The organism is Arthrobacter sp. SIMBA_036 (assembly GCF_046535135.1).
Taxonomy (GTDB): Bacteria; Actinomycetota; Actinomycetes; order Actinomycetales; family Micrococcaceae; genus Arthrobacter.
In genome coordinates, this window is sequence record NZ_JAWRXG010000003.1 from 161,851 (window position 1) to 185,582 (window position 23,732).

Sequence of the window (23,732 nt, forward strand, 5' to 3'; positions counted from 1 at the left end):
GCAGACTATATTGGCCATGTCAGCCCACCACCACAATCGCGGGAGCCTGCACATCATGGCCAAGGAACTTGCCACCCAACTCATCGAACAACTTCAGGCTGCCGGTGTGCAGCGGATTTACGGGATCGTGGGGGACAGCCTCAACCCGATCGTGAACGCAGTGCGGCAGACCGGCGGCTCAACCAAGGGCGGGATCGACTGGATCCATGTCCGGCACGAGGAAGCGGCGGCCTTCGCAGCGGCCGCGGAAGCGCAGCTGACCGGCAAGCTGGCTGTCTGTGCCGGTTCGTGCGGGCCCGGCAACCTGCACTTGATCAACGGACTGTATGACGCCAACCGCACCGGCGCCCCGGTGCTCGCCATCGCCTCGCACATTCCAAGCAAGCAGATCGGCAGCGGCTTCTTCCAGGAAACCCACCCCGACCGCCTGTTCAATGAGTGTTCCGTGTACTCGGAGATGATCAGCACCACGGATCAAGCACCTCGAGTCATGCACAGCGCCATTCAAAACGCGATCGGCCTGGGGGGAGTCGCCGTCGTGACCCTTCCCGGTGACATTGCCGGACTGGAGGCAACCGCGCCCACCCCGCTGCCCGCGACCTTCCGGCCTGCCAGCTTGGTGCCGGACGCGGCTAGCGTCCAGGAGTTGGCGGATGCCATTAACGACGCCGGCAAGGTCGCCATTTTCGCCGGGGCCGGCGTCGAGGGCGCCCATGACGAGCTCATTGCCCTTGCCGAGCTGGCCAAGGCACCCATAGGTCATTCCCTGCGCGGAAAGGACTTTGTCCAGTACGACAATCCGTTCGACATCGGCATGACGGGTTTGCTCGGCTACGGCGCGGCCGCGGAGGGCATCGACGATGCCGACCTGCTCATTCTCCTGGGGACCGACTTTCCCTACGACCAGTTCCTGCCGGATACGCGCACTGCGCAGGTTGATCGGGCGCCGCAGCGACTCGGACGGCGGACCGACGTCGACATTGCAGTCCACGGCGATGTCCTGCCCACCCTGCGGGCGTTACTGCCGCTGGTGACGCCGAAAAAGAGCAGCCGATTCCTGGACCAGATGCTCAAAAAGCACGATCGCCTCATGAACAAAGCTGTAGGCGCCTACACACGGAAGGTGGAAAAGAAGCAGCCCATCCATCCCGAGTACGCGGCGTCGCTGCTGGACCAGGTGGCCTCCGAGGATGCCATCTTCACGGCTGACACCGGCATGTGCAACGTCTGGACTGCCCGTTACATCAACCCGCTGGGCACGCGCCGCCTGATTGGTTCGTTCCTGCACGGCTCCATGGCCAACGCACTGCCCCATGCGATCGGCGCGCAGGTGGCCTATCCGGACCGGCAGGTGGTCTCTGTCTCCGGCGACGGCGGCCTTTCGATGCTGCTTGGCGAGCTGGTGACTGTTGCGGCTCACAAACTCCCCGTCAACGTCGTGGTGTTCAACAACTCCACTTTGGGCATGGTTAAGCTCGAGATGCTGGTGGACGGACTTCCGGACTTCGGCGTGGACGTTCCGGATGCAAACTACGCCGCTGTTGCCAAAGCACTGGGCTTCCACGCCGTGCGGGTCACCGATCCAGCCAAGATCGAGGCAGCTTACCGCGAGGCGTTCGCCTACCCCGGCCCGTCATTGGTGGAGCTCATTACTGATCCGAATGCGTTGTCCATTCCGCCCAAAATCTCGGGTTCCCAAGTGATCGGGTTCGCCACGGCCATGTCCAAGGTGGTGCTGAACCGCGGCGCCGGTGAAGCGGTCAGCATGGCGCGCAGCAACTTGCGGAACATTCCCCGGCGCTAGCGTTTGCGTTCCTCCACGGCCAACGCGGCAGCGAGGTACGGTGCCGTGCGGCTGGTGGTGGAACGGGCGACGACGGCTGGCGGCCCGGCGGCGACAATCGTGCCACCGGCGTCGCCTCCGCCTGGCCCGAGGTCGATGACCCAGTCGGCCGACGATACGACGTCCATTTCGTGCTCCACCACCACTACGGTGTTACCTGCATCCACGAGCTTGTGCAGTTGGGACATCAGGAGCTGGACATCAGCGGGGTGCAGGCCCGTGGTCGGCTCGTCCAAGAGGTAGAGTGTGTGGCCCCGTTGGAGGCGCTGCAACTCGGTGGCGAGCTTGATGCGCTGCGCTTCACCGCCTGAGAGTTCAGTCGCCGGCTGCCCGAGCCGGAGGTAGCCGAGCCCCACGTCCCGGAGTGTCTGCAGGCTGCGGGACACTGCGGGCAGGTCAGTAAGGAAGTCCGAGGCCACGTCCACCGTCATGCCCAGAACGTCGGCGATGGTGCGGCCCCTGTAGGTGACTTCCAGGGTTTCGGGATTGAACCGGGACCCGTGGCATTCGGGGCAAGGGCCATAGCTCCCGGGCAGGAACAGCAGTTCCACCGCAACGAAGCCTTCACCAAGGCAGGTCTCGCAGCGCCCTCCGGCCACGTTGAAGGAGAACCGGCCGGCACCAAAGCCGCGGGAACGTGCCCCGTCTGTGGCCGCGAACTCTTTCCGGACCCCGTCGAAAAGCCCGGTGTAGGTGGCCAGGTTTGATCGCGGCGTGCGGCCGATGGGCTTTTGGTCCACCGTGACCAACCTGTCCAGCCCGCGCAGGCCGGACGCCAGGCTCCCGGCCGTGGGTTTCAATCCATCCTGGCCCGCCGCATCCTGTCCCGATTCATCTTGCCCGGCCGGGTGTAGCGCGGCGCCCACCACCTCGGCCAGCACCTGGCTTACCAAGGTCGACTTTCCTGAGCCGGAAACCCCCGTGACGGCGCTGAGCACGCCCAACGGGAACTCAGCCTCGAGGCCGCGGAGGTTGTGCCGGGTGATCCCACGGAGCTTCAACCACTCTTGCGCTTCCCGCGGAGCAGCCGACCCGTCCGCCCTTGCAGCGGTGACAGGGCCGCCGTCGTGGAAGAGGAACGGCCGCGTGATCGACTCCGGTACGTCGTTGAGGCCCTGAACGGGGCCGCTGTAAAGGACGTGGCCGCCCGCCTCTCCGGCGCGGGGCCCGACGTCGACAATCCAGTCCGCTGCCCGGACAAAGTCCATGTTGTGCTCCACAACGAACACGGAGTTGCCTGAGGCCTTAAGTTGCGCCAGAACGTCCAAGAGTGGCTCGGCGTCGGCGGGGTGAAGGCCTGCGGAGGGTTCGTCGAGGACATAAATCACGCCGAAAAGCCCTGAGCGCAGTTGGGTGGCGATCCGCAGGCGCTGCATTTCGCCGGGGGAGAGGGTGGGGGTCGGCCGTCCGAGCGCAAGGTAGCCGAGCCCAAGGTCCATCAAAACCGTGAGCCGGCCCAGCAGGTCGCGGGTGATCGCGACGGCTACCTCATTGTCCTCCCCGGACGTCTGGGTCCGCGAAGCTGTGTTGGTGACCGTGAGTTCAGTGGTGGGGCGGATGGCGTCGGCCAGCTCGGTCATGGGCAGTGCATTGAGCTCTGCGATGGTCTTGCCCGCGAAGGTCACCGCGAGTGCGTCAGGCCGGAGGCCACTGCCACCGCATCGGGGGCAGGGGCCGGACTCCATGAAACGCATCACCCTTTCACGCATGCCCGGGCTCTTCGAATCGGCCAAAGTATGGAGCACATAGCTTCTGGCGCTCCAGAAGCGGCCCTTGTAGGGTTTGGCGACCCGATCCCGCTGTGGCGTGACTTCCACCACGGGCTGTTCTTCGGTGAAGAGGATCCAGTCCCGGTCCTTCTTGGGGAGTTTCCGCCACGGGGTGTCGACGTCGTATCCAAGGTGGGTGAGGATGTCGCGGAGGTTCTTGCCTTGCCAGGCTCCCGGCCAGGCGGCAATGGCACCGTCCCGGATGCTGAGGCTCGGGTCCGGGACGAGGGAGTTTTCGCTGACTGTGTGGGCTGTGCCCAGGCCGTGGCATTCGGGACAGGCGCCTGCGGCAGTGTTGGGCGAAAACGCATCGGAGTCCAACTGGCTTACGCCTGGCGGGTAGCTGCCCGCACGGGAGTAAAGCATCCGGAGAGAGTTGGAGAGCGTTGTTAGAGTCCCGACGCTGGAGCGGGACGTCGCTGTGCTGCGGCGCTGTTGAAGCGCGACGGCGGGAGGCAGGCCGGTGATCTGCTCCACCTTGGGGTTGTGGCCCTGTTGGATGAGTCGTCGGGCGTAGGGCGCCACTGATTCCAGGTAGCGGCGCTGAGCCTCCGCGAAGATGGTGCCAAAGGCCAACGACGACTTTCCCGACCCGGAAACGCCTGTGAACGCGACGATGGCATTCCGGGGCACGGCCACGTCAACATTGCGCAGGTTGTTTTCGCGGGCACCCCGGACTCTGACGTAGCCGTCTTCTGCAGGGTTGGCATGTCCCGCGGGGTGGAACGGCGTGGGGTGGAGCGGAGCGGGCTGTCCGGAAACCATCAGTTCACTGTCCATTTGAACGACTCTATCGGCAGTCCGGGCTGGGGACGCTCCCACTGACGCTTCGTTCATGGACGCAGGCCGCACGCTAGCCAACACCTTCGTGAGAGCCGTCACATGACGGGCCTTCGAGTTGGCTTCTTAGGGTTGGCTAACCTACGCTTCGATGGAAGGGTTTTCCCTTGCCCTGGACGTGCTCGCAGAAAGTAGCCCCGAATGAAGATCCGCAAAAACGCGTTGGCAGGCATCGCCGTCGTCGCCACCACCGCGCTTGGCCTCGCTGCCTGTGGCTCGGCCTCCACGCCCGCTGCCTCAGGCTCGGCAGGCTCCGTCTCCGGTGCGATCACTGTGTACAACGCCCAGCACGACACGCTGGCCAAAGAATGGGTTGACGAGTTCACCAAAGAGACCGGCGTCAAGGTCACCGTCCGCCAGGGCTCCGACACCGAGATGTCCAACCAGATTGTCCAGGAAGGCGCAGCTTCCCCGGCCGATGTCTTCCTGACGGAAAACTCCCCTGCAATGGCGCAGGTGGAAAATGCGGGCCTCTTCGCAGACGTCGACAAGAGCACCTTGGACCAGGTTCCTGCTGAGTTCCGGCCGTCCACCGGCAAATGGACGGGCATCGCAGCCCGATCCACGGTTTTGGTGTACGACAAGAACAAGATCAGTGCCGACAAGTTGCCCAAGTCCATGCTGGACCTTGCCAACCCGGAGTGGAAGGGTCGTTGGGCCGCATCCCCCTCGGGAGCTGACTTCCAGGCAATCGTCGCCGCTTTGCTCCAGCTTAAGGGCGAGGACGCCACGCAGGCTTGGCTCAAGGGAATGAAGGACAACGCCAAAATCTACAAGGGCAACAGCACGGCCATGAAGGCCGTAAATGCCGGTGAGGTGGACTCCGCCCTGATCTACCACTATTACTACTACGGCGACCAGGCCCAGACCGGCGAGAACTCCAACAAGGTCACGCCCTACTTCTTCAAGAAGCAGGACCCGGGAGCCTTCCTGTCGCTGTCCGGTGGTGGGGTGCTGAAGTCCGCCAAGAACGCCGCCGCAGCACAGGCTTTCCTGAAATTCATCACCGGCAAGAAGGGCCAGGACATCCTCAGGACGGGAACCTCCTTCGAGTATGCAATTGCTTCCCAGGTTGATTCCAACGCCAAACTGGTTCCCATCAAGGACCTTCAGGCACCCGTCGTTGATCCTGCGAAACTGGATTCCACCAAGGTCACGGACCTTATGACCAAGGCAGGACTGCTGTAGTTCAGTGACCACCAAGCACGTCGTTGTCGGCCCTACGGGCCCGGCAAGCACCACGGCAGGCAAGGGCAGCCGCCCTCGCCTGCCGATCGGTGTTTCCACCATCTCCCTGCTGGCAGTCCTGATTGCCCTCTTCTCCCTCCTTCCCCTTGGCTATGTGGTCTACATGACCGTCGCCACGGGTTGGGACACCGCCGTCGGACTCATTGTCCGGCCGCGGGTGGGCGAACTCTTGGCCAATACGGTGCTGCTTACTATTGTGACCGTGCCGCTTTGCCTGGTGCTTGGTGTGGGCGGCGCGTGGTTGGTGGAGCGGACACATTTGAAGGGTCATCGATGGTGGGCGGTGGCGCTGGCCGCTCCGCTGGCAATACCGGCGTTCGTTAACAGCTACGCATGGGTCTCCGCCGTTCCTTCCTTGGAAGGCCTGTGGTCCGGCGTGCTCATCGCCACGCTTTCGTACTTCCCGCTGGTCTATATTCCCGCCGCGGCCACACTAGGCCGCCTCGATCCGGCCATCGAACAATCAGCGGCGTCCTTGGGCTTGGGTCCTTGGGCGGTCTTCTTCAAGGTGGTCCTCCCACAGCTGCGCATCGCCATGTCCGGGGGAGCCCTGCTGGTAGGCCTGCACCTCCTGGCGGAGTACGGCGCGTTCGCCATGATCCGCTTTGATACCTTCACGACGGCGATCATGGTTCAGTTCCAGTCCACGTTCAACGGTGCCGCCGGCAACATGTTGGCCAGCGTGCTTGTACTGCTTTGTTTGTTGTTGCTCCTTGGCGAGGTGAAGAGCCGCGGCAATGCCCGGTACGCGCGTATCGGCTCCGGTGCCCAAGCAAAGGCATTGCGTTTGCCCCTGAGGGGCTATCAGATCCCGGCGCAGCTTGGATTGCTGGCCCTGACGTCGCTGGCGTTCGGCCTCCCGGTCTTCTTCGTTGTGCGCTGGGTCATCATGGGCGGACCGGGTGTGTGGGAGGCAGAAGAATTCCTTCCGGCCTTGCTGCAGACCCTGCTGTATGGCGCCTTCGGCGCTGCCGTCACAACTGTGGTGGCATTCCCCATGGCCTATTTGGCGGTGCGGCACCCGAGCTGGTTCAGCAAGATGCTCGAGCTATCAAACTATGTGACCAGCTCACTGCCGGGCATCGTCGTCGGGCTGGCATTTGTCACCGTCAGTATCCGGGTGGTTCCCGGTTTGTACCAGACCGCAGGTGTTTTGATCGCCGCTTACGTGCTGCTGTTCTTGCCGCGGGCCCTGGTGAATATCCGTTCCGGACTGGCCCAGGCGCCCAAGGAGCTTGATGAGGCCGCGCAATCCCTTGGCCGGCCCCCGCTCGTCTCGTTTTTCCGGGTCACGTTACGACTCACGGCACCGGCGGCAGCAGGGGGCGCGGCACTGGTGTTCCTCGCCATCGTCAACGAACTGACCGCCACCTTGCTCCTTTCGCCAAACGGTACGCGCACGCTTGCCACCCAGTTCTGGAGCAAAAGCAGCGAGATCGACTACACAGGTGCTGCCCCTTACGCCCTGCTGATGATCCTCCTTTCAGCCCCCATGACCTACCTGCTCTTCCAACAGTCCAAGAAAGTGGCCGGACAGTGACCGAACAAACCCCCTCCCGGCTTCCGACCCCCCGTGTTTCGCCGTCGGTGGCCCCCACTACCAACGCTCACTTGGACATCTCCGAGGTCACCAAGGACTTCGGGTCCCAAGCCGTGTTGAAGGGTGTTAACCTGTCCGTGGCTAGGGGAGGAACCACAGCAATAGTGGGTCCTTCCGGCTCTGGGAAGACCACCTTGTTGAGGCTCATAGCCGGTTTTGAACACCCCGGGACGGGTTCCATCAGCCTCGGCGGCTCGCCTGTTGCGGGAGACGGTATCTGGGTTCCTGCCCATAAGAGGCACGTGGGTTACGTCGCCCAGGACGGAGCACTTTTCCCGCATCTCACTGTGGGGCAGAACGTGGCTTTCGGCTTGAGCCCGGCCAAGCTCGACGGCGGACGGCGGGCTGTCGCTGCCCGCGTCGAGGAGTTGCTCGAGATGGTGTCCTTGGACGGTGCCATGGCCAAGCGGCGCCCTCATCAACTATCCGGCGGGCAACAGCAACGCGTGGCACTGGCGCGGGCGCTGGCCCGCGAACCTGAACTGATGCTCCTGGACGAGCCGTTTTCCGCCCTCGATGCCGGCCTACGGGTGGCTACGCGCAGGGCTGTGGCCAAGGTGTTGAACGCGGCAGGCGTGACCACCATCTTGGTGACCCATGACCAGGCGGAAGCCTTGTCGTTTGCCGATCAGGTTGCGATCATGCGAGGCGGTAAGCTCGCCCAGATCGGCAACCCTTTCGTGGTCTACACGCGCCCGGCAGACCGGGCCACCGCCGAATTCCTCGGCGATGCCGTGATTTTGGAAGCCTGGATGGAAGGCTCACTGGCCACGTGCTCGTTGGGCGGCATTCCCGTTCGCAGGCCCCCGGCCCAAGGGAAAGTCCAGCTCATGCTCCGCCCGGAACAGATCCGCATCGCACCCGATGGACCCATCAGGGGCGTGGTAGTGGATACAGACTATTTCGGCCCCGAAACAACGGTCCGGATCAAACTTGGCGAGAACGCCGCAGCCACAGCGGAACCTGGCTCCAGCCACCGGTACCCAGGCGGCGGGGAGATCATCACTATCCGGCATTGGAATGCTTCCATCACCCGTCCCGGCACCGAACTGTGCCTTCGCGTGGTGGGCGAGGGCGTTGCCTTCCCGCACGGAGACTAGTTTCCGCCCAATCCGGCGATTTTCCGCGGCGGCGAGTCTTTTATCGTGACCACGTCACTCGGCGGCAGGGCGTCGTCGTTGCTGTTTCGTGGCGGAGCGTTGCTCCTTGGCTGCACGGTGTCGGCGCGCCGAGCCGCGAGTGGGTTTGGAGGCGCGCCGCACTGACTCAGGTGCAAGTCCTGCAGCAATGAGTTGGGCCAGCTTATCCAGGGCGCTCTCACGATTGCGTAACTGCGATCGTTGCTCTGATGATGTGACGGCAATCGTGCCGCCGATAAGCCGTGAGCGGAGGCGCTGGAGCAGGACTTGCCGTTGGTAGTCCGTCAACGCTGCCGAATCCGCGACGTTCCAGAGGAGCTCCACGCGGCTGTCCGACGTGTTGACGTGCTGCCCTCCAGGGCCGGAGGATCGCGAAAAGCGCCACATGAGCTCCGACGCCGGAATTGTCAGCGTCGGGGAAATCTCCAGGTCCATCTGACCAGCGTTGCACAGTCTGGCCAGGACTGCGGTGCTGCGCGTACGTCGTTGCCGTCCGTGCAGCCAGCGTTTGGCGGACGCAGCATTTCCTGCAGCTGAGCCTTGCCCCCACATAATAAGCATGCTTACTATGTGGGGGGCGGCAGGAGGATGCATGGACCAGGACAGAACGCCGGTGCTTGACGCGCTGGCGGAGCACCAGAAGTTGGGTCGGTACGGATATACGCCGCCGGCCCATCGGCAAGGACGCGGCGTGGACCCCCGGGTCTTGGAAGTGCTGGGCGAGCAAAGCTTCCGCTCAGACGTAGTAGCGAGTTCCGGGCTTGATGACCGTTCCAATTCAAACGGCCATTTATCGGACGCAGAAGCGCTCATGGCGGACGCCGTGGGAGCGCGGCAGGCCTTCTTTTCCACGTGTGGAAGTTCGTTAGCCGTCAAGGCGGCCATCCTCGCCGTGACGCGCGATGACGGCGAGCTGTTGATTGGCCGGGACGCGCACAAGTCGGTCACTTCGGGCCTGGTCTTGTCCGGCCTCCAGCCGCGGTGGCTCAAGCCCCAGTGGGACAACGACCTGAAACTGGCCCATCCGCCGTCGCCCCGGACGGTTGAGGAGATGTGGAACCGCTATCCGGATGCGTCCGCGGCGCTGATCGTGAGTCCAACACCGTACGGGACGTGCGCGGACCTTGAGGCCATCGTCCGGATCTGCCATGACCGTGGCAAACCCTTGATCGTGGATGAGGCGTGGGGTGCCCACCTCCCCTTCAACGAGGACACCCCCACGTGGGCCATGTCAGCGGGAGCGGACATCTGCGTTGTCAGCGTCCACAAGATGGGTTTGGGCTTCGAGCAGGGTTCAGTCTTCCATCTTCAGGGTGACCTGGTGGATCCCGTTCGGCTGCAACAGTGCGCGGACGTTCTCACAACCACCAGCGCCAACGTGATGCTGTACGCGGCCATCGACGGCTGGAGGCGCCAGATGGTCCAGTCCGGGAGGGCCATGATCCAGGACGCGCTCACCCTGGCCAAACGCCTGCGGCGTGACATCGAAGCCCTGCCTGGCCTGCACGTGCTCGAAGATGAATTGGTGCGGAAAGAGGCATCCCATGACCTTGACATCCTGCACATCATGATCGACGTATCCGAGTTAGGGATCTCCGGCTTCCAGGCCACCGAATGGTTGCGGGAGAACTGCCTACTGGACATGGCTACCACCGATCACCGACGCATCGAGGCAGTGATCTCAGTGTCCGACGACGCCGAGACGGCAGGCTGGTTGATGGAGGGGCTGGGAAAGCTCATCGAGGCCGCGCCTTCACTTCCGCGACGTCCCAAGGTCCTGATCCCAGACGAAAGCGAACTATACCTGGAAACAGTTATATTGCCCCGGGACGCCTTTTTCGGACCCGTGGAAGTGGTGCCCGCGGATGAAGCCCCCGGACGGATAGCGGCCGAAATGGCAACTCCGTACCCGCCGGGAATTCCCCTTTTGCTACCAGGTGAACTGATCAATAAAGCCGCAATCGATTACCTCAGGAGCGGAGTCAAGGCGGGCATGGTCCTGCCCGACCCCGCTGATCCATCCTTGGAGACCGTACGGGTGGTCCGCAAGGAAGAGAAGAAACCCGAATAACCGGCAAGGTGAAGCGCAATGTGTGGAATAGCAGGTGAAATTGCGTTCAGGGGGAAAAGCGCAGACAGCTCAGCGGTGACTGCCATGGTTGCCGCAATGGTGGACCGAGGGCCGGATGGTTCGGGAACCTGGGACGGAGGGTGGGCGGCGTTAGGTCACCGTCGCCTGAGCATCATCGATCTTTCAGATGCCGGGGCTCAACCGATGCTGGACGAAGAACATGACCTCGCCCTAACGTTCAACGGCTGTATTTACAACTACAAAGAGCTCCGTACGCAGCTGGAAGCGGAGTACACGTTCCACTCCACCAGCGATACGGAGGCCATCCTCAGGGCGTACCAAAAATGGGGCGAAGACTTCGTCCATCACCTCGTCGGGATGTTTGCCATCGCAGTCGTGGACGGCAGGCAAGGCAAGGTAGTGCTGGTGCGTGACCGCCTGGGCATCAAGCCGCTATATGTTTCAAGCACCCCGGACTCAAGCACTTCAGACCGTGTCCGGTTTGCCTCGAGCCTCCCCGCATTGATTCAGGGTGGTGGCATCGATACGGGTATTGATGAGGTGGCGCTGCATCACTACCTCAGCTGGCATTCGATCATCCCGGCTCCGAGGACGATTCTTCGAGGAGTGAAAAAACTGCCGGCGGCAACCATTCGCGTCATCAGGCGGGACGGAAGCTCAACGGACCGCCGGTACTGGCAGCCCGAGTATTCCCGGCAGGACCGGTTCGCGAAGTGGACGGACGCCGACTGGCAGGACGCCATTCACGACTCCCTGCGCGTGGCCGTGAAACGCAGGACGGTGGCCGACGTTCCCGTTGGCGTCCTCCTTTCGGGCGGGTTGGACTCCAGCCTGTTGGTGGCGCTATTGGCCGAGGAAGGTCAACACGGCTTGTCCACCTTCAGCATCGGTTTCGACGACGTCGGCGGGGCCGAAGGGGACGAGTTTCAGTACTCGGATGTGGTTGCACGGACGTTTGGGACCCGCCACGAGCAACTCCACATCAGCACCGCGGACTTCGCTCCGGCAGTGGATGCAGCCGTAGCCGCGATGTCCGAACCCATGGCGAGCCATGATGTGACGGCTTTCCATCTGCTTTCAAGGGCAGTCGCTGACCACGTGAAAGTAGTGCAATGCGGCCAAGGAGCGGATGAAGTCTTTGCCGGATACGCCTATCATCAGCCCGCTGCCGACGTTGGCCGGGACCACGCCTTGGCGTCCTTTAGATCGGCCTTCGTGGACCGTAGCCACGCCCAGATCGTGGATTGCCTGGAACCGGAGTGGTACTGCGAGCGGGATGTCAGCGAGGACGTGTTGGCCTCCAACATGGCCGAACCCGGAGCGGACACGGCCCTGGATGCAATCCTGCGCCTGGACACCCACCTCCTGATGGTGGATGACCCGGTCAAGCGACTGGACAACATGTCCATGGCATGGGGGCTGGAAGCCCGGGTTCCTTTCTTGGACCAAGACCTGGTGCAACTGGCAGCGGCCTGCCCGCCCCATCTCAAGGCGGCCCAAGGTGGGAAGGCCATCCTGAAGGACCTGGGCCGGAAGCTACTTCCTAACGAAGTGGTGGACCGACCCAAGGGATACTTCCCCGTCCCCGCGCTCCAGCACCTTGAAGAACCGTTCCTTTCCATGGTGGAGGACGCCCTCCATGCACCCGAGGCCAAGCAGCGGAGACTATTCCGGCCCGACTACATCCAGGGCCTTCTGGCAGAGCCAAATCGGCGTCGGACCCGCGGAAACAGCAACGTGCTGTGGCAATTGGCAGTTCTGGAGATGTGGTTGCAGCGACACGGGGTAGGTTAACCGGCGGTGGAAGAGGCAACGGCGGGCCGGATTCGCCGGTACGTAGACTCTGGCCTTCCTGCGGTTCTGACTGAGTTGTCCGCCTTGGCCCGCATCCCGGCCATGGCCTGGGCCGCGTTCGATCCTGCGGAGCTGGACCGGGCGGCGGAAGCGGTTGCCGGGCTCTTCCGGGGAACGGGTTTCGACGACGTGCGGATCCTACGCGCGGACCGCCCTGACGGCTCGCACGGAGCGCCCGCGGTCATGGCGCGGAGGCAACCAGCTCCGGGGCAGACGACCGTCCTCCTCTATGCCCACTACGACGTCCAGCCCCCGGGCCGCCTGGCAGACTGGTTAAGCCCACCGTTCGACAGCGTCGCCCGGGACGGCAGGTTGTTCGGCCGCGGGGTTGCCGACAACAAAGGCGGCATCATGCTGCACGTGGCGGCTGTTCGCGCAGTTCTGCACGAGCTTGGTCCTGATTCGGGACTCGGCCTCATCGTGCTCATTGATGGTGAAGAGGAAGCCGGCTCGCCCAGCTTGCCGGAGCTCCTGGACCACGAGCTATCGCTGCCACACGACCAACCGCTGAAGCCTGACGTGATGATCATCGCCGACTCCGGCCAATGGAAGGTTGGAACTCCGGCCCTCACAACCAGCCTCCGGGGTCTTATCCTCGGCACCATTGAGGTCCGGGTTCTTGATCACGCACTGCACGCCGGCACCTACGGCGGACCGTTGGTTGATGCCATTACGGTTCTGTCGCGGCTGATTGCCACCCTGCACGACGACGACGGCAATGTCGCCATTGCCGGGCTGCCTGGCATGGAAGAGCCGGGCCCTGCTCTTTCCGAGGCCGAGTTCCGGAGGGACTCGGGGGTCCGGCCGAGTGTCCGCCTCACGGGGTCGGGCAGCCTGACATCACGGTTATGGACCAAGCCTGCCCTGGCCATCATCGGTATCGACGCTCCATCGGTGGCGGTGTCTTCGGACACCTTGCAGCCGACGGCGGCTGCCAAGTTCACCCTGAGCCTCGCTCCGGCGACCGACACAGCGGAGGCAATGGACGCCGTCGTGCGCCATCTCCAGCGCTACGCGCCATTCGGCGCGGAGGTTCGGGTTACCCCGGGTGGCCGCACGGAGGGTTACGCGGGGGACGGTGCCTCCCTGGCAGCGCGGTCGATGGCCGGCGCGATGTATGAGGCGTGGGGCGTTGATGCGGTCCGGATGGGCGTGGGTGGGTCGATACCCGCGGTGAGCATGCTCAAGGAGCGTTTTCCGGATGCTGAGGTACTGGTCACCGGCGTCGAGGATCCGGATTCCCGGGCACACGGCGCCAATGAGTCCATCCACATAGGCGACTTTGCCAAGGCAATCGTGGCCGAGAGCCTCTTCCTCGCGGGGCTTGCTCTTCCGGTGGCGGACTAATGCAGGTATCTTGAATAATAAGTACCCTGATTACTTTTGAAGGTACCCATTGGTGACTCGTGCAGGAGGGTCTTTTTGTTCGTATGGCAAGCGCCGCGTCGCGCTTGCCGCCACCGCTAGGGGTAGCTATGAAAACTTCTCCCATCTCATCCCGAGACCCGCAGCCCGCCCGGGGTGGCCTCAGAACCTTCGGCATTGAGGAGGAGTTCCTCCTCGTCGAGCCCCTCACTGGAAAACCGGTACCCAAGGCCGAGCAGGCCCTGATGATGACGCGGACCCGGCGAACCGCACGGCAAGGCAGCGCGGGTCCCACGCTTACATTGGAAGTCAAGCAAGAGCAGATCGAGGCTGTCAGCCCTGTATGCTCCACGTTGGACGAATTGGTGGACGTTATCCGGCGAGGGCGCCACCTTGCTGACACCGCTGCCCGTAGAGTTGGAGCGCGCGCAGTGGCCTTGGCCACCAGCCCCGTTGCGGGCACGCCGACCCTGGTTGAGCGTCCCCGATATGTCGATATGGCGTCCCGGTTCGGGATCACGCTCCGTGAACAATTGACGTGCGGCTTCCATGTCCACGTTGGCGTCACTTCGGGGGAGGAAGGCGTAGCTGTCCTGGATCGGATCCGGGTGTGGTTACCGTTGCTCTTGGCGCTCAGCGCCAACTCTCCGTACTGGCAAGGTTCTGACAGCGGGTATTCAAGCTACCGCTACCAAGCATGGAGTCGATGGCCGACGGCGGGACCTTGCGAAAGGTTCGGATCCGAGCCCGAGTACCGGCGTTACGTCGACTCGCTTTTGGCATCAGGGGTGCTTGTTGATGAAGGCATGGTGTACTTCGATGCCCGGCTCTCGCGGAACCACCCCACGGTGGAGATACGCATCGCCGACGTCTGCATGGAGGCTACGCACGCGGCGGCCATCGCTGCGCTGGTGCGGGCCTTGGTGGAAACAGCATCCAGCCAGTGGAGGGCTGGTGTGCGCCCGGCCCGGATATCCTGCGAACAACTCCGGCTGGCAAGCTGGAAGGCCAGTGAGTCCGGCATGGAAGGAGATCTGTTGCACCCACTGCTCAACACTCCCTGCCCGGCGTCCGAGGCATTAGAGGTTCTCCTGGCCCACGTCCGGCCGATGCTTGTCCGCAGCGGAGACGAGGCCGCTGTCCTCGCGGCGATGGCGGACATCATGACGGTGGGCACCGGGTCGCAACGTCAGCGGGACGCACTCCCAAGCAGCGGTGACATGGGCGCTGTGGTCCGGGACGCCGTCGTCCGAACCCACGGGACGGGAACCCGGGAGCGGGCCCACGGCCGCGATCGGCGCCTTCATCTCGCCGAATCGGAACTGGCAGAAGCGAACTAGGGGCAGGCCATGAACCACGACGACGCCGTCCGGAACTACTTGGACCACACCACACCGCAGTACCTTGACAAGCTCGCCGAATGGATCCGGATCCCGTCGGTGGCGGGCGTCCCCGAGCGCCAGAGGCACCTCACCCGGTCCGCGAACTGGCTCGCGGGTGAGCTTCGCGACGCAGGCTTTCCATCGACCGAGATCTGGGAGGGTGTCCAAGGCCCTGCCGTCTTTGCCGAATGGAAGGCAGCCCCAGGCGCGCCGACGATCCTGATCTACAGCCATCACGACGTTCGCGCCGTCAAAGACGAAAACTGGGACCAAACGGCTCCCTTTGAGCCGGTGCTCCGGGACGGGCGCCTGTATGGCCGAGGCAGTTCTGATGCAAAGGGCCAAGTGCTGGCGCACATCTGGGGCCTCGCGGCGCACCTTGCCGCCACGGGTCGGACGACGCCGGCCGTGAACCTTAAGTGGCTTGTTGAGGGCGAGGAAGAGGCTGGATCGCCGGGGTTGTCAGCCATCCTCGACGAACACCGGGCAGAGCTTGGTGCCGATGCCGTGATCTTCAGCGACACCTTGCTCTGGAAGGCCGAACACCCTGCCCTCTGCACCACCGTTCGCGGCATGGTCCCTGTGCACTTGGAAGTCCTCGGTCCACTCACCGATATCCATAGTGGTGCAGTGTCCGGACCGGCTCCAAATCCAGCGCTTGAGATCAGCAGGATGCTAACGGAGCTGCACGACGAGAAAGGCCGCATAGCGTTTCCCGCCTTCTATGACTCGGTGGAGGAAATCTCGCCGACCCGCCGCGAGGAACTCGCGGCGCTACCGTTTGATCCCGCTGACTGGCTGGAACGTAGCCATACCCGCAGCATCAGGCCGGAGGCCGGCTATTCGGTGCTTGAACAGTTGTGGGAGCGTCCCGCTCTTGAAGTGATCGCGCTGGTCGCGGGCGATCCCGTGGGAGTCAAAAGAGCCACCGTCCCGTCGATGGCATCGGTCGACATCAGCGTCCGGACCGTTGCCGGGCAGAGCGTCAACGAAGTGGCGGCCCTTATTCGGCGCTGGTTTGAAGTGCACAAGAGCCCCGACTTCGACTACCGGCTGTCCGTGGACACGGAGACGGCCCAAGAGCCGTACCGGACACCCCCTAATCCGGTTCTCGATGCCCTCTCACGCTCCATGGCGAAGGGCTTTGAGGTGCCGAGCGTGGGGCGGATGGGCAACGCCGGTGGCGGTCCCGCCGAACTCTTGTCCTCCAGGTTGGATGTACCTGTTGTGTTCTTCGGGACCGGGCTTGTTGAGGACAACTGGCACGATAGCGATGAGAGTGTGCGGGTGGACATGCTCAGGGCCGGTGCCGCAACCCTGGCATTCCTCTGGGCGGAGCTGGGCTCCTGAATGATTGACACCACAGGGTTCCGGCTCCTTCTGGAGGACGAGCGCGCCCAAAAACTCACACTCCTGAAGGACCTGGACCGGGACATAACCTCGGTCAACGCAGCCCGTCAAGACTCCAACGTGGACGACGAACACGATCCTGAAGGGAGCACCATCGCTTTCGAGCTGTCCCAAGCGACCGCACTCCTGAAACAAAGCCGGGCCAGCCTGGCGCAGATCGAGGCGGCGTTGGGCCGGATCTCCCAAGGGACCTACGGAGTGTGCAGCGTATGCGGCGCTGCTATTCCCGAGGGTCGCCTGGAAGCCCGGCCGTGGACACCTTTTTGTGTGGCGCACGCCTCCGGGCGCCCGTGACACTGTACGCCTACGGAGCCATTCGCGCCGGTTCCTTCTGTCCGGAATGCACGGCGGCGAAAAACTCGCCCAATTCTGCGGTTGCGTTCAGCGGCAGGATGTTCGCGACGTACTGGTCCGGCCGCACTACCACCACTACGCCGTCACGGCTCAGGCCGCGCTGGTCGAAAATGTCGTTGGTGGGGTCGGTGCCGAAAACCTTTTCCAAGTAGGTGAGCTTGAACGGTCCGACGGTGGGCTTGAAGGCGGCAGGGACGGCGTTGATGTCAACAGCCGTGTGGTCCTGCTGGTAAATCACCTTCACATCGAACCACGCATCGCTGTCCAGGTCCGACGGCGTTCCAACCACCGGCGAGTCCGGCGAGTTCGCGATCCACTCGGCGAAGTCTGCAACCGGTCCGGGGGCTCCGGCAGGGGCCGCGTCAGCGAACACGTAGATGCGCCAGCGCCCATCGGCCTTGGCATGGTGGCCGAGCTGCAGGGGGTTGGTGTCGCAGACACGCAGCACAGGTGCTGACTTGAATCGCTTGCCCAACGGGAATCCTGCCGCGAGTTCCTGGTACTTGGGCTCGGCAATAAGCATCGAGGGGGCATACTGCGTCATGAACCCGGCGGGGAACTCTGCGGTGCGGGTGTAGAAGTTCTCCAACTCCGTGGGATCTTCGAACTCTTCAGGTTTTTTCGCCATGAGGCTTGACCACTGCTTGTCGAAGTCGATGAGGTTCTTGGCAACCACCTGCCGCTCTGCCGAGTAGGTGTCCAGCAAGCTCTCGGGGCTGCGGCCCTCCAGCACGTGCCCGAGCTTCCAGCCGATGTTGAACCCGTCCTGCATGGAGACGTTCATGCCTTGGCCGGCCTTCGCGCTGTGAGTGTGGCAGGCGTCGCCGGTGATGAACACCCGTGGTGTACGGTGCCCGCGTTCCTCCGGCAGTACGTCGTCGAACCTGTCCGTGAGGCGGTGGCCGACCTCATACACGCTGTGCCACGCAACGTTGCGGACCTCCAAGGTGTACGGGTGGATGATGTCGTTGGCTTTTTCGATAATGTGCTCGATGGTGGTCTTGCGTACCGCACCGTTGTCGTTGGGATTGACCTCGCCCAAGTCCACGTACATGCGGAACAGGTGACCGCCTTCGCGGGGAATCAGGAGGATGCTTCCGCCAGCACCGGACTGGATGGCGCACTTCAATCGGATGTCGGGGAAATCGGTGGTTGCCAGGACGTCCATGACTCCCCACGCGTGGTTTGCTTGGTCTCCGGCCAGCGTGCAGCCGATGGCGCTGCGAACCTTGCTGCGCGCTCCATCGGCACCCACCACATACTTGGCCTTGATGATGCGCTCGGTCCCCTCATTGGGACCCGACGTGTGTCCCAAGGTCACCGTGACGGGGTAGTCACCCTTGCCGGTTGCCTCAAGGCTGTGGAATTCGTATCCATAGTCCGGGGTCATCCGTGTGGGGGAGTTGGCCATGACCTCAGCGAAGTAATCCAGAACCCGCGCCTGGTTAACAATCAGGTGCGGAAACTCGCTGATGCCGGCCGGGTCATCCACTGCCCGGGCAGCACGGACGATCCGTGAATGGTCGGCAGGGTCCGGCTTCCAAAAGGCCATCTCCGTGATCCGGTAGGCCTCGGCAATGATGCGCTCCGCGAAGCCGAACGCTTGGAATGTCTCCACGCTCCGGGCTTGGATGCCATCCGCCTGTCCGATGGCGAGCCGCCCAGGGCGGCGCTCGATGATGCGGGTGGTGACGTCCGGAAATTGGGACAACTGCGCCGCGGTCAACATGCCCGCCGGACCAGTGCCAACTATCAGGACGTCCACTTGGTCGGGTAGCTCAGCGGGGCGATTGATTCCGACGCCGGCAGCCGGCTCAACGCGCGGGTCACCTGAAACGTAACCGTGATGGTGGAACTGCACGGGCTTTCCTCACTTCTTTGTGTGTCGAGCGGTCTTTGTTCGATAATTGAACTCAGTGTTCGATTATTGCTCGTTCAATGGTAACCTCGGTCACAAAGATGGGCAAATTCTTTCGCCGGTGTCCAGTTCCTGGGCGCTGCATCCGCCAGCGGTAACTTCCATGTCAGGATCAGGTATGGCCCGCCTGATGCTCTTGGACACCGCCTCCCTGTACTTCCGCGCCTTCTACGGCGTCCCCGACACCATTCGCCGCTCCGACGGGACGCCGGTCAACGCCGTACGCGGACTCTTGGACATGATTGCCCGCCTCACCACCGACTACGGCGCCACCCATCTGGTGGCGTGCTGGGACAACGACTGGCGGCCCCAATGGCGCGTGGACCTGATCCCGAGCTACAAATCCCATCGCGTGGCCGAGGTCGTTGACGATGGCCCGGACCGTGAAGTGGTACCGGATCCCCTTGAGGCGCAGATTCCTCTGATCCGAAAAGTCCTTCAGTTGGCGGGTATTGCCGTGGTGGGAGTGGACGGGCACGAAGCCGACGACGTCGCAGGAACCTATGCCACCCACGCCACCATGCCCACAGACGTTGTCACCGGTGACCGGGATCTCTTCCAGCTGGTGGACGACGAACGCAACGTCAGGATCATCTACACTGCACGCGGCATGAAGAACCTTGAAGTGGTCACGGACGTGGTGGTGGTGGGCAAATACCGCGTTTTGCCGCAGCAATACGCTGACTTCGCGACGCTGCGCGGGGATGCGTCCGATGGCCTGCCCGGAGTCGCCGGGATCGGTGAGAAGACGGCGGCGTCCTTGCTTGGACGCTACGGATCCCTGGATGGCTTGCTCGAAGCTGCCCAGGACCCTGACGGTGGGGTGTCTGCACCTGTTCGCGCGAAATTGGCGGCCGGGTCCGAGTACCTCAAGGTGGCGCCCGTCGTCGTGAATGTGGTGCGGGACCTGCCGGTTCCCTCTCTTGAAGAGGTCCGCGCCGAGCTCGTTCCCGTCACGGGGGAAGCTCGGAGTGAACTTGAGAGGCTAGCGTCGGAATGGAATTTGGGCGGGTCCGTGAAGCGATTGCTCGAGGCTTTTGACGCCCGGTGATGAGATTTAGGTGATGAATGTACCGGGCAGGAGCCAACGCATCGAAGGGGGCCCTAACAGTACGTGTCCTGCCAGTACCTGCCTACACTCAGGGAATGAGTGTTAGATGGAAACGTCCACTTACGCCAGATACGTAGGAGAAACATGTCTACCGCTTCCGCTTACGCTTCACCCTCGGCCACGGGCGACCTGACGCTGACCACCATCGAGCGCCGGGACGTAGGATCCCACGATGTCCACATCGACATCAAGTTTGCCGGTATTTGCCACTCGGACATCCACACCGTTCGCGGTGACTGGGGTCCCCAGCAGTACCCGCTGGTGCCTGGACACGAGATAGCGGGCATCGTGACCGAGATTGGCTCGGAGGTCACCAAGCACAAAGTCGGCGATCGCGTCGGCGTCGGCTGCATGGTCAACTCGTGCAAGGAGTGCAAGAACTGCCTTGCCGGCGAGGAGCAATACTGCTTGAACGGCAACGTGGGCACCTACGGTGCGGTTGACCGGGACGGCACCATTACCCAAGGCGGATATTCCACCGATGTCGTGGTGAATGAGGACTTCGTCGTCTCCATCCCGGATGCGCTGGAGCTCGACGTCGCAGCGCCCCTGCTCTGCGCGGGCATCACCACCTTCTCCCCGCTGCATCACTGGGGTGCGGGTCCGGGCAAGAAGGTCGCCATCGTGGGCCTTGGCGGCCTGGGCCATATGGGCGTCAAGATCGCCCACGCCATGGGTGCCGAGGTGACTGTCCTTTCGCAGTCACTCAAGAAGATGGAAGACGGCCTCAAGCTGGGCGCCGACCACTACTACGCCACCAGCGATCCAGCTACGTTCGAGGAGCTTGCAGGCACCTTCGATCTCATCGTCAACACCGTCAGTGCCTCCATTGACATCAGCGCCTACCTTCAGTTGCTGACCCTCAACGGCACCCTTGTCAATGTCGGGGCGCCGGCTGAACCGCTGCCCGTCCAAGCCTTTGCCCTCATCGGCGGGCGTCGCCGGTTTGCAGGATCCATGATTGGGGGGATCCCCGAAACGCAGGAGATGTTGAACTTCTGTGCCGAGCATGGCCTCGGGGCCGAAATCGAGGTCATCCCCGCCAGCAAGATCAATGAAGCCTATGAGCGTGTCCTGGCATCCGACGTCAGGTACCGCTTCGTGATCGACACTGCGACGATCGGCTGATCGTCTCATCACACCAGATCAACATTCGCGACGCCCCTTCCACGTGGTGGAAGGGGCGTCGCTGTTTGAGAGGATGGACCGGTGACATTCCAACTGGCCGAGATGAGCGCGGGATTGGCTTTCGCGGAGTCCCTGGACCGGCTCGCTGCCGCACTGGCGGAACAGGGCGACGGCGGTGCGGCGGTGGTCCAGGCTCCGCCCGGCACCGGGAAGACAACGCTGGTGCCCCCGCTGCTGACAAACCTCATGTGGGCCGGCAAGAGCGGCCGGCCCCGTGTCGTCGTTACCCAACCCCGGCGCGTTGCGGTTCGCTCGGCGGCCCGGCGATTAGCCTCGCTGGACGGTACTCGCCTGGGCGATCGGGTGGGTTACACGGTCCGCGCTGAGAGCAAAACTAGCACCAACACCCTGGTGGAGTTCGTGACGCCCGGCATCCTGATCCAGCGCCTGCTCACGGATCCGGGCCTGGAGGGCATCCATGCGGTGGTGCTGGACGAGGTCCATGAGCGCAGCCTGGACTCTGATCTCCTCGTCGGCATGCTCGGCGAAGTCCGGGCATTGCGGGAAGACCTCATCCTCGTGGCCATGTCGGCAACCCTGGAAGCCCAGCGGTTTGCGGCGCTGTTGGGGCAGGCTCCTGTTGTTGACTGCCGTTCGGCCCTGCACTCCTTGGAGGTCCGGTGGGCGCCCGCGAGGGAACACCGGCTAAACGAGCGCGGGGTTTCCGCTGCCTTCCTCCACCACGTTGCCGATACTGCCGCCAGCGCTCATGCAGAGGTTCTCGCGATGCAGCCCGACGTCGACGCTTTGGTCTTCCTTCCTGGCGCTCGAGAGGTGTCCGACGTCGCGTCCCGGCTGCGCGGCCGCCTGGCCGGGACCGTTGAGGTTCTGGAGTTACACGGCCAGATCGGCCCTGAAGCACAGGACCGTGCCGTGTCCGGGAGGGAGCCCGGGGGCCCGCCACGGATCATCGTCTCCACCGCTTTGGCGGAGTCATCCCTCACGGTTCCCGGGGTGCGGTTGGTTATCGACTCCGGGCTGTCCAGGGAGCCACGCCGGGACCGTGGGCGCGGCATGTCGGGCCTTGTGACTGTGTCCTGCTCCCGGGCTTCGGCCGAGCAACGCGCCGGCCGTGCTGCGCGACAAGGACCAGGTACGGTCATTCGTTGCTACGATCCCCAGGCGTTCGCAGCTGCACCGGCGCATACAACACCGGAAATCACGGTTGCCGACCTGACGGGTGCCGCCCTGGTGCTGGCATGTTGGGGTGCCCCGGAGGGGCGTGGCCTGGACCTCCCCGACCCGGCGCCCCACCCGGCCATGGAGGAAGCCATGACAGTGCTGCGCGAGCTGGGCGCGGTGACGGGGGAGGGAGGAGCCACTTCCCTTGGCAAAGTCTTGGCTCGCGTTCCCGCCGACCCCCGTCTCGCGCGCGCATTGCTGGGCGGGTCCGCGATCGTCGGCCATCGGGCAGCCGCAGAAGCCGTGGCCCTGGTGGCAGGTGACATGCGGGCACCTTCGGCGGACTTGACGCAATTACTTGCCGCGCTGCATTCCGGTTCCGAACCGGCCTCGCGGCGATTTCGGGAGGATGTCCAGCGGCTGGAATCAATTGCCCGCAGGGAGGCGGCCGTCGTCGCGGGTTCCCTGCCCGACGTGAGCGTCAGTACGCAGCAGGCGCTGGGATTCGTCGTCGCCCTGGCCTTTCCGGACCGGGTGGCCCAGCGCGTCCCGGGGAAGGACTCCGGGACGTACCTCATGTCATCGGGCACGCGTGCCGGATTGCCGATGGGAAGTCCGTTGTCCGGCCACGAATGGCTCGCCGTTGCTGAGGTGTCGCGCGCCCACGGCCGGGCAGCTGCCGGCACGGGTGCGGTGATCAGGGCGGCCGCTCCGTTGTCTCCGGCGTTGGCTGAGGCTGCGGCGTCCGCTTTGATGACCGAGAATACGCGGGCGACGTTCGCGGACGGTCGCGTGACGGCAAGGGCGGAGCGCAGCCTGGGCGCTATCGTACTATCGTCCACTCCGGTCCGCCCCAGCGCGGAAGCCGGACGGAAGGCGGTCGCGGACGCCTTGCTGGGGGCGGGTTTATCCCTGATCGGCTGGTCAAGCGCAGCTGACTCCTTGCGTCGGCGCCTTGCACTCCTGCACCGTGTGCTCGGGACGCCGTGGCCCGATGTCACTGACGCGGCACTTCTTGCCTGCTTGGACCTGTGGCTGGCGCCCGAGATGGAGGCCATGGCCACGGGGAGCCCTGTCCGCGCCGTGGATCTTCACGAGCCGCTCGGGAGATTGCTTCCGTGGCCTGAAGCGGCACGTCTTGGGGAGTTGGCGCCCGAGCGGCTTGAGGTGCCGAGCGGCTCCCTGGTGCGGGTCCAGTATCCGGACGTGGACGACGACGGACGCCCGGTCCTGGCGGTCAAGCTGCAGGAATGCTTCGGCTGGGACCGCACGCCACGCTTGGTGGACGGCCGGGTTCCTGTGCTGTTCCATTTATTATCCCCGGCCGGACGGCCCCTGGCTGTCACGGACGATCTCGAATCCTTCTGGTCAGGGCCGTACGCGCAGGTCCGGGCCGAGATGCGTGGGCGTTACCCCAAGCATCCCTGGCCCGAGGATCCGTGGTCGGTCACACCTACTGCCCGGACCAAGAAACGGATGTAGCGGTGGGCATGGCTG

The 23,732-nt window shown here is 63.8% G+C and carries 16 protein-coding genes; 13 read left to right on the forward strand and 3 right to left on the reverse strand.

Annotation, left to right across the window (positions count from 1 at the left end):
• Nucleotides 1–55: 55 nt before the first annotated feature.
• On the forward strand, nt 56–1,804 hold the full coding sequence (locus SB659_RS05760; RefSeq protein ID WP_284978524.1) for a pyruvate dehydrogenase: 1,749 nt from the start codon (nt 56–58) through the stop codon (nt 1,802–1,804).
• Here SB659_RS05760 and uvrA read toward each other — a convergent pair.
• Nucleotides 1,801–4,377, reverse strand: coding sequence for an excinuclease ABC subunit UvrA (gene uvrA, locus SB659_RS05765; RefSeq protein ID WP_410549864.1), 2,577 nt, complete (start codon nt 4,375–4,377; stop codon nt 1,801–1,803). The two genes, SB659_RS05760 and uvrA, sit on opposite strands and share 4 nt — an antisense overlap.
• Nucleotides 4,378–4,593: 216 nt before the next feature.
• Between uvrA and SB659_RS05770 the strand changes: the two genes are divergently transcribed.
• From SB659_RS05770 to SB659_RS05780, 3 genes are all read left to right on the forward strand, one after another.
• Nucleotides 4,594–5,640, forward strand: coding sequence for an iron ABC transporter substrate-binding protein (locus tag SB659_RS05770; protein WP_410549762.1), 1,047 nt, complete (start codon nt 4,594–4,596; stop codon nt 5,638–5,640).
• Nucleotides 5,641–5,740: 100 nt separating this feature from the next.
• Nucleotides 5,741–7,240: an ABC transporter permease gene (locus SB659_RS05775; RefSeq protein ID WP_410549865.1), complete on the forward strand. Its 1,500-nt coding sequence runs from the start codon at nt 5,741–5,743 to the stop codon at nt 7,238–7,240.
• The gene (locus tag SB659_RS05780) at nt 7,237–8,400 is read left to right on the forward strand and encodes an ABC transporter ATP-binding protein (protein ID WP_284978429.1); all 1,164 of its coding nucleotides are present in this window, start codon (nt 7,237–7,239) and stop codon (nt 8,398–8,400) included. The genes SB659_RS05775 and SB659_RS05780 overlap by 4 nt, the downstream gene beginning before the upstream one ends.
• 54 nt (nt 8,401–8,454) lie before the next feature.
• Here the strand turns inward: SB659_RS05780 and arfB are convergent, their stop codons facing one another.
• Nucleotides 8,455–8,874 (reverse strand): alternative ribosome rescue aminoacyl-tRNA hydrolase ArfB, encoded by a 420-nt coding sequence (gene arfB / locus SB659_RS05785; protein WP_284978428.1) that lies wholly within the window; start codon nt 8,872–8,874, stop codon nt 8,455–8,457.
• A gap of 157 nt (nt 8,875–9,031) precedes the next feature.
• On the opposite strand from arfB, the gene SB659_RS05790 reads away from it, so the two are divergent.
• From SB659_RS05790 to SB659_RS05815, 6 genes are all read left to right on the forward strand, one after another.
• Nucleotides 9,032–10,510 (forward strand): aminotransferase class I/II-fold pyridoxal phosphate-dependent enzyme, encoded by a 1,479-nt coding sequence (locus SB659_RS05790; protein ID WP_410549763.1) that lies wholly within the window; start codon nt 9,032–9,034, stop codon nt 10,508–10,510.
• Nucleotides 10,511–10,528: 18 nt separating this feature from the next.
• A complete protein-coding gene (locus tag SB659_RS05795) occupies nt 10,529–12,325 on the forward strand; it encodes an N-acetylglutaminylglutamine amidotransferase (RefSeq protein ID WP_284978426.1) in 1,797 nt (598 codons plus the stop codon).
• Nucleotides 12,326–12,331: 6 nt separating this feature from the next.
• Complete coding sequence (locus SB659_RS05800) at nt 12,332–13,732, forward strand: M20/M25/M40 family metallo-hydrolase (protein ID WP_410549764.1); 1,401 nt, start codon at nt 12,332–12,334, stop codon at nt 13,730–13,732.
• Nucleotides 13,733–13,860: 128 nt separating this feature from the next.
• Nucleotides 13,861–15,090: a glutamate--cysteine ligase gene (locus SB659_RS05805; RefSeq protein ID WP_284978424.1), complete on the forward strand. Its 1,230-nt coding sequence runs from the start codon at nt 13,861–13,863 to the stop codon at nt 15,088–15,090.
• Nucleotides 15,091–15,099: 9 nt separating this feature from the next.
• Nucleotides 15,100–16,482 (forward strand): M20/M25/M40 family metallo-hydrolase, encoded by a 1,383-nt coding sequence (locus SB659_RS05810; RefSeq protein WP_410549765.1) that lies wholly within the window; start codon nt 15,100–15,102, stop codon nt 16,480–16,482.
• Entirely contained in the window at nt 16,483–16,836 is a 354-nt protein-coding gene (locus SB659_RS05815; protein WP_410549766.1) for a TraR/DksA family transcriptional regulator, read from the forward strand.
• A 10-nt stretch (nt 16,837–16,846) separates the two neighbouring features.
• Here the strand turns inward: SB659_RS05815 and SB659_RS05820 are convergent, their stop codons facing one another.
• Nucleotides 16,847–18,757 (reverse strand): FAD-binding monooxygenase, encoded by a 1,911-nt coding sequence (locus SB659_RS05820; protein WP_410549767.1) that lies wholly within the window; start codon nt 18,755–18,757, stop codon nt 16,847–16,849.
• A 160-nt stretch (nt 18,758–18,917) separates the two neighbouring features.
• On the opposite strand from SB659_RS05820, the gene SB659_RS05825 reads away from it, so the two are divergent.
• The 3 genes from SB659_RS05825 (at nt 18,918) to hrpB (ending at nt 23,717) form a co-directional block, all read left to right on the forward strand.
• A complete protein-coding gene (locus SB659_RS05825) occupies nt 18,918–19,865 on the forward strand; it encodes a 5'-3' exonuclease H3TH domain-containing protein (RefSeq protein ID WP_410549866.1) in 948 nt (315 codons plus the stop codon).
• A 144-nt stretch (nt 19,866–20,009) separates the two neighbouring features.
• Nucleotides 20,010–21,053, forward strand: coding sequence for an NAD(P)-dependent alcohol dehydrogenase (locus SB659_RS05830; RefSeq protein ID WP_284978420.1), 1,044 nt, complete (start codon nt 20,010–20,012; stop codon nt 21,051–21,053).
• 102 nt (nt 21,054–21,155) lie between these two features.
• A complete protein-coding gene (gene hrpB, locus SB659_RS05835; protein WP_410549867.1) occupies nt 21,156–23,717 on the forward strand; it encodes an ATP-dependent helicase HrpB in 2,562 nt (853 codons plus the stop codon).
• Nucleotides 23,718–23,732 lie beyond the last annotated feature (15 nt).

Excerpts from the sequence above, each read along its gene's own strand:
- SB659_RS05810 (WP_410549765.1), top strand. The coding sequence starts at position 15,100 with ATGAACCACGACGACGCCGTCCGGAACTACTTGGACCACACCACACCG.
- hrpB (WP_410549867.1), top strand. The coding sequence starts at position 21,156 with ATGAGCGCGGGATTGGCTTTCGCGGAGTCCCTGGACCGGCTCGCTGCC.
- SB659_RS05805 (WP_284978424.1), top strand. The coding sequence starts at position 13,861 with ATGAAAACTTCTCCCATCTCATCCCGAGACCCGCAGCCCGCCCGGGGT.
- uvrA (WP_410549864.1), bottom strand. The coding sequence starts at position 4,377 with ATGGTTTCCGGACAGCCCGCTCCGCTCCACCCCACGCCGTTCCACCCC.
- SB659_RS05795 (WP_284978426.1), top strand. The coding sequence starts at position 10,529 with ATGTGTGGAATAGCAGGTGAAATTGCGTTCAGGGGGAAAAGCGCAGAC.
- SB659_RS05760 (WP_284978524.1), top strand. The coding sequence starts at position 56 with ATGGCCAAGGAACTTGCCACCCAACTCATCGAACAACTTCAGGCTGCC.
- SB659_RS05825 (WP_410549866.1), top strand. The coding sequence starts at position 18,918 with ATGTCAGGATCAGGTATGGCCCGCCTGATGCTCTTGGACACCGCCTCC.
- SB659_RS05770 (WP_410549762.1), top strand. The coding sequence starts at position 4,594 with ATGAAGATCCGCAAAAACGCGTTGGCAGGCATCGCCGTCGTCGCCACC.
- SB659_RS05790 (WP_410549763.1), top strand. The coding sequence starts at position 9,032 with ATGGACCAGGACAGAACGCCGGTGCTTGACGCGCTGGCGGAGCACCAG.
- arfB (WP_284978428.1), bottom strand. The coding sequence starts at position 8,874 with ATGGACCTGGAGATTTCCCCGACGCTGACAATTCCGGCGTCGGAGCTC.
- SB659_RS05815 (WP_410549766.1), top strand. The coding sequence starts at position 16,483 with ATGATTGACACCACAGGGTTCCGGCTCCTTCTGGAGGACGAGCGCGCC.
- SB659_RS05830 (WP_284978420.1), top strand. The coding sequence starts at position 20,010 with ATGTCTACCGCTTCCGCTTACGCTTCACCCTCGGCCACGGGCGACCTG.